This is a genomic window from Oleiphilus sp. HI0123, from assembly GCF_001635315.1.
In genome coordinates, this window is sequence record NZ_LWGE01000132.1 from 1 (window position 1) to 6,334 (window position 6,334).

The window sequence follows — 6,334 nt, forward strand, 5'->3', positions numbered from 1 at the left end:
TCGTCATCCCGGTGTGCTCTTCAGCCGGGATCCATGATACCTAGCACGGCGCATCAAGCAAAATGGATTCCCGCTTAACACACTGCGGGAATGACGCGTCTTTAAGACTACGGGAATGGCGCGTTTTTAAGACTGCAGGATTTCAGCAACTTGACCATCCGTGAAATCCCTATCACCGTTCCGAAAAGAATATATCACCGTATTCAGCTTCGGCATTCGACCCGGAGTCATCGGCATCAGTCATAATCGCAATCGCCTCAACTTCGTCATAGGATTTGCCGAGCCAGGCTTTCAGATCTTCCTGAATATTTCGTTTTTCTATATGCCACTGCCCTGCGCCGTCGCTATTATTTCGTAAGGGTATCATCAGAGTGTTGTCAGGCGCATAAGCATTGGGCCAACTTGCTGGCGCATCTTCCCGGCTCGACCAGACATAATTCAAGGCCTTGGTTTGCCAGAAAAACCAGCCATCAGAAACGACTACATAGATTCTCGCAGCATAGTCATCGCCTTGCTTCGTTTCTTCAGGCAAACTCGCTAAGGGTTTATTGACCTTCCAGCGCCAATTTAAAAAGGGAGTCTTCTGTATATTCACTTTCATTTTCTTGAACATACCCGAAGCAGAAGCTTGACTAATTGCATGCAAAACCTTCAGTTTGGGATTATCACTTTCGTCTTTCAAACGATAAGAGGTTTCATCATTGAATTCGACCGACTCCCATTCCTCCAGCCCCCATTCAGAAAACTTTCCAATTGAGACAGTATTCTCTCCCTCAGCATATGCATTAAACCCGAATAAGACGAAGATAAAATAGCTAGAGTATAAAAAGACTTTGTTCATAAATGGTTTCTTCTGCAACATAAGTTCTTAAAAGAATATTAGGGTCGCAACCTGCCCCTAATATTCTCTTAAGAACACCATGGCAGCAAAAAGTTCAAAAAACAATGGTTGACTAAACCCGATACTGTATTAATATACAGTTAAATTGATAATCGCTTGATGGAGAAGAGTCATGCCAGTCATTGCAATGTGGAAATGTGATCGGGACGGTGTCATGTTTGAAAACAAAAAAGATGCAGACGCTCACGACAAAATGCTAGAGCTTGGTGAGCAATTTACGACCTTAATTGAAAGCCAAATAGCGGGTGTAGATGAAGCTCAAGCAGAATCCTTTGGCCTCTTACTTGCCAAGCATAAGGAGCTGATTATTCAAGCATGTAAGGGCAAACCAGAAGTTCTAGAGGAATTGAGCAATCCTCAGAATGTGACTGACATTAATGAGGCCAGCGGCTCGTAGCGCCCTAGGCCTCCTTGCCACGACTAGCGGTGCGCAGTGCGCACCCTATAAGGCCCCACACTCCCTCACCACCATAACAGGGTGGTTCGTGTACACCAAATTACGGCGAACCCACTGACCTGTCATTTGCGAAATCGTGCCTAAGCCTGTTCTTCCTTAACCTTTTTCACTAAACTCTCTCCCTCGTTTCTGTACGTCTGCTCTAGCGAGCATTAATTGGTGTACGTTATTTGATTTAAAGAGAGGTTTTATAATGCGATTGGTTTCTTGGAATGTTAACGGTATTCGAGCGGTGATGAAGAAAGACTTTCTCTCCTCTCTCGAATCTATGGAAACAGATGTTCTATGCTTGCAAGAAACCAAAGCCCAGGATGATCAGGTGATGGAAGCACTTAAAGATCTTGAGGGCTATCATATCTACTGTAACTCTGCCGAGAAGAAAGGCTACTCAGGCACAGCTATTCTGACCAAACACGCACCTATTTCTGTCCAATACGATATGGGAATTGAAGAGCACGATCAGGAAGGTCGAGTGATTGCTGCTGAGTATGACGGCTTTTACTTGGTTACTGTCTACACCCCAAACTCTGGTAGTGAGCTTAAACGTTTGCCTTATCGTCAAGAGTGGGACAAAGACTTCAATGATTATTTAAAGAAACTCGAAGAAAGCAAGCCAGTTATCTTATGTGGCGACCTGAATGTTGCGCACAAAGACATCGACCTGGCCCGTCCCAAGCCCAACTACAATAAAAGTGCTGGCTACACGCAGGCAGAAATTGACGGTTTAGACCGCTACGTTGCGTCTGGTTTTATAGACACTTACCGAGAACTAAACCCTGAAACCGTCAAATATAGTTGGTGGAGCTATCGAGCCGGCGCCCGTGCGAAGAACGTAGGCTGGAGGATTGATTACTTCCTCGCCTCCCAAAGCTTGCGCGACAACATCAAAGCCGCCGATATTCTCAACGATATTATGGGTTCTGACCATTGCCCTGTTCAGATCGATCTAGCGCTTTAGACGTAAGATCCCACGAATACCAACTTCGTCACGTTGATTTATCCTTGGTCAACGTGACAAGCACTCAACTTGCCCTATACTTTTAAAGATCAACTGGAAATTACGACCTTTTCAGTCCAACTCTTTCGCCATTAGTTCAAGGTTTGTTAGTGCTCTCATCCATGTGCCCCCAGATTAGGGATTTGATAAAGCGTTCTTTTAGCTGCTGCTTGCTTATTATTGCACTCATGTCAGTGACCTGCGCTCATGCTGATAATTTATCGATAACAGACCAAACCCGCTTCATTACGCCTAACCAGAGTATTACACCCACAACAATTTACACACCAGGTAAAAGCCAAGGCATTCCGATAGGCTCAAAAATGCTCTACTTAGAGGATGAGGAGCATCGCCATAGTATTAATACAATTCTAAATAAAACACACGCATGGAAGCACATACAACGAGCCTCCCCAAACTTTGGCTTCACCAACTCAGCTTTTTGGTTTAAGTTTAGAATTGATAACCCAAGCAACAAGCCCAGCGATGTTTACCTAGAGCTAGCCATTCCTTTTCTGGATAAGGTAGAACTATATCAAGTAAATAAAGGGCAAGTTGTTGCTCAGCATGTAGTCGGTGACACCTATCCCTTTGAGCAAAGACCAATAAGCCATCAAAACTTTGTTTTACCGTATACACTGAACAAAGGAAGCAATGAGTTCGTCATGCGAATCGCTTCCGCGGGAACTATCGAAGCACCATTAATACTCTGGGACACCGAGAGTCATGCCAAATTTTCTTCTGACGACCACCTGATGCAAGGTATCTGGGCAGGCGTCATCGGCATCATGGTCATCTATAATTTATTGCTATTTTTCTCTATCAGGGAAATGAGCTATTTCTACTATGTTCTTTTCGTTTTCAGTTACTTGCTCTTTCAAATAAGCCTAAAGGGTTATGGCTTTGCCTATCTATGGCCAGAGGCTCTAGAATGGAATAGCTACGCGATATCCGTTTTTATCGGCGGTTGTAATATTACCGTTTTAGTGCTGATTATTGAGTTTTTAAAGCTCAAAGAAACCAACCCAAAAGCTTATCGCATTGCACAAGCTTTAGCAGTCGTGTCCAGCATCTCATTTGTGCTGACCTTTATCATTTCATATAGCATTACGATACGTCTAAACAGCGCTCTTGCTTTAATCAATTGCACCATGTCAATGCTACTCGGGTATATCGCTTTGTTCCGGGGACATTCTGATGCTCGCTACTACTGCCTCGCCTGGACCACAACTTTCTTGGGGATTGGTACATTAGGCGCGGTTAAATTCGGGCTCGTGACGGCCAATTTCTTTACCAATAATGCAGGGCAAATTGGTGTTCTATTTTTGGTATCCCTGCTTTCTCTTGCTCTAGCCAACCGAATAAACCGTGAAAAAGAAATGCGCATTCTCGCCCAGGAATCTGTACTTTCAAGTGAAAAGAGGCTACGAGAGTCGCAAGAGCAATTATTGGAAACACAAACCACTATCAATGCCCAGCTAGAGTCCAAAGTCCGTGAGCGGACTCAATCCATGCAACGAGCGCTCACCGAGCTTGAGCAAGCAAATAATCGCCTGGAGTTAGCCTCTACAACCGACTCCTTGACCACTCTATTCAATCGCCGGCACTTTGAATCACGCCTGCATATCGAGCTAAAAAGAGCTGAACGGCACCGCCGCGAGTTGTCTGTCATATTATGCGATTTAGATCGTTTCAAATCGATCAATGATAACTATGGGCATAAAACTGGAGACGAATGCCTCCGCCATGCCGCAGTAATTCTAAAAAACACTATCACACGTTCAGGCGATATCATCGCGCGCTACGGAGGTGAAGAATTTATTATTTTGCTTGTTGATACCTCATTGAATGAAGCTGAGCATGTTGCCAACACCCTATGCCAAGAATTTTCAAACTCTGCCTTCGAATCAAACGGCAATATTATCGAGTTTACTGCAAGTTTTGGTGTATCCAGCTTATCTCAAAAGTCCCCCAAGACTGCTGACGAGCTCGTCACGCGTGCCGATATTGCAATGTATGAAGCTAAGAATAACGGCAGAAATCAGGTAAAGCTCTGGAACAATCCGGGCGCCCCTACCACACCAGAATAAGTACGACCCAAGAACCAAGTTTATGGAAACCTCCCCGCAAAGCCAGTCTCTTTTTAATTACTATAACTTTTATCGAGTCGTTGTCAGTATTCTGCTATTTGGAATATCAATATCGCAACACAGCGTGGTACAAGAATTTCGCTCACCTCTAATATTTGAGGCGCTTACGCCAATTTATTTAGGGCTGAACCTCTTTTGGCTACTCGCATTTCGCTTTCTCATCGACGCTCACCCCAAGCAAATTTTTATTACATTACTTCTCGATATACTGCTCTTGCATGCCTTGTTCTATTTTGCCTCGGGTATCTCTGGTGGTTTGGCTAACCTGATCATTATCAGTGTCGCCGCAGGTAATATCATTATTCGAGGACGGATAGGACTTTCATTCGCTGCCTGGGCCACACTGCTTACTATTTTAATTGAGGGTGAGCGCTTCCTTAACGGCTTCAATTCACTTTCCGATGTCCCGCGGACAGGTCTGATTGGCTGCATGTACTTTGCGAGTGCCTATATACTCCAATATTTGTCGATCAAGATTTCGGAAAATGAATCTTTACTTAAACAACAAGAGCAAGATTTAAGAAAGCTGGAAAAGCTTAACCACCAGATTATCCAGAGCATGAGAACAGGTATTATCGTCTGTAGTGAGCAAGGCGAGGTTAAATTAATCAACCATGCCTGCCTGGATTTAGTCAGCCTGGCGGAAAAGCAGCCCTTACCTTCCTTGATTGCTGATAGGCTAACATTATGGAAAGAAGCACCCGGCGTACGTACAACTCCCTTTCGAGTCAGCCAGGAAAAACCTTTGGTTCAGGCAAATTTCTCTCGCTTACAAAATGAAGCAGAGTCTGACATCCTGGTTTTTTTAGATGATACTCGCAAGACTGCGCAACAAGCTCAACATATGAAACTGGCCTCTCTCGGTCGCTTAACCGCAAGTATAGCGCATGAAGTTAGAAACCCATTAGGAGCAATTAGCCACGCAACACAACTCCTGGCTGAGTCTGAAAACCTTGACCCGGCAGACCATAAGATGACGGATATCATCCAGCGTCACTCAAAGCGTGTAAATCAGATCATTGAAAACACTCTGCAACTTAGTCGTCGAACAGAGCCAGAAGTTGAAGACATCACCTTGGCCAACTGGATTGATAAAATCGTCGGCGAATATAAAGGGCACCTGCACTCATCAGACAGAATTAATATTATACTTGCAGACAAAGACGCAACAGCACGCTTTGACCCAAGCCAAATGGAGCAAGTGTTTATCAACCTGATCGACAATGGGCTTAGGCATGGCTTAAAGTCAGATTGCAGCGCACAGTTATTTATATTGCTATCCAAAACCACAAAGGATGGCCAAGCCTATATCGAAGTAATCGATCAGGGTGAAGGAGTCTCTGAAGAGAACTCCCATCATTTATTTGAACCATTCTTCACCACTGAATCTCAGGGCACAGGACTTGGTTTGTATTTATCACGAGAAATCTGCGAAGCAAACCAAGCTCATCTGGACTATATCAACCCGGCCAGTACCGAATTTCATCAGCATTGGAAGTTTGATAACCATCGACTAGACAATAAGGCTTATCAGGCTCTTAAAGACCTTAAGCTTGGTGCGTGCTTTCGAATTGTATTTGCTCACCACAAGCGAATTGTTTAACAATAGGCTTATTCTTCTTAATGCTTTCTAAGCGACAGACAAGACTCAATATATGACCAAGCAACGCGCCTTAATTATCGACGATGAACCTGATATTCGAGAGCTGTTAGAAATCACACTCATGCGTATGGGGATAGACACCTGTAGCAGTGCGACAATCATGGACGCCAAGGCCTACCTAAGTGAACAAAGCTTTGACCTTTGTCTCACCGATATGAATTTGCCT

At 44.2% G+C, this 6,334-nt stretch carries 6 protein-coding genes; 5 read left to right on the forward strand and 1 reads right to left on the reverse strand.

The annotated features are described in order from the left end of the window. Window positions 1–172 precede the first annotated feature (172 nt). A complete protein-coding gene (locus A3761_RS01250) occupies window positions 173–841 on the reverse strand; it encodes a DUF3047 domain-containing protein (protein WP_197469663.1) in 669 nt (222 codons plus the stop codon). 172 nt (window positions 842–1,013) lie between these two features. On the opposite strand from A3761_RS01250, the gene A3761_RS01255 reads away from it, so the two are divergent. The 5 genes from A3761_RS01255 to A3761_RS25350 all read left to right on the forward strand — a co-directional run. Further along, window positions 1,014–1,298: a YebG family protein gene (locus tag A3761_RS01255; RefSeq protein ID WP_068739233.1), complete on the forward strand. Its 285-nt coding sequence runs from the start codon at window positions 1,014–1,016 to the stop codon at window positions 1,296–1,298. Window positions 1,299–1,551: 253 nt separating this feature from the next. Beyond that, window positions 1,552–2,316 carry an exodeoxyribonuclease III gene (locus A3761_RS01260; RefSeq protein WP_068508849.1) on the forward strand — a complete coding sequence of 255 codons (765 nt, stop codon included), beginning with the start codon at window positions 1,552–1,554 and terminating at the stop codon, window positions 2,314–2,316. A gap of 227 nt (window positions 2,317–2,543) precedes the next feature. Further along, window positions 2,544–4,445: a diguanylate cyclase gene (locus A3761_RS01265; protein WP_068554641.1), complete on the forward strand. Its 1,902-nt coding sequence runs from the start codon at window positions 2,544–2,546 to the stop codon at window positions 4,443–4,445. Window positions 4,446–4,467: 22 nt separating this feature from the next. Then, on the forward strand, window positions 4,468–6,108 hold the full coding sequence (locus tag A3761_RS01270; protein ID WP_068512252.1) for a PAS domain-containing sensor histidine kinase: 1,641 nt from the start codon (window positions 4,468–4,470) through the stop codon (window positions 6,106–6,108). A gap of 52 nt (window positions 6,109–6,160) precedes the next feature. Continuing rightward, window positions 6,161–6,334, forward strand: a 174-nt coding sequence (locus tag A3761_RS25350) for a response regulator (protein ID WP_156491481.1), incomplete at its 3' end; no start/stop codon positions are given.

What these genes read in the sequence shown, in the direction of transcription:
- A3761_RS01265 (WP_068554641.1), top strand. Translation starts at nt 2,544, where the DNA reads ATGTCAGTGACCTGCGCTCATGCTGATAATTTATCGATAACAGACCAA.
- A3761_RS01260 (WP_068508849.1), top strand. Translation starts at nt 1,552, where the DNA reads ATGCGATTGGTTTCTTGGAATGTTAACGGTATTCGAGCGGTGATGAAG.
- A3761_RS01270 (WP_068512252.1), top strand. Translation starts at nt 4,468, where the DNA reads ATGGAAACCTCCCCGCAAAGCCAGTCTCTTTTTAATTACTATAACTTT.
- A3761_RS01255 (WP_068739233.1), top strand. Translation starts at nt 1,014, where the DNA reads ATGCCAGTCATTGCAATGTGGAAATGTGATCGGGACGGTGTCATGTTT.
- A3761_RS01250 (WP_197469663.1), bottom strand. Translation starts at nt 841, where the DNA reads ATGAACAAAGTCTTTTTATACTCTAGCTATTTTATCTTCGTCTTATTC.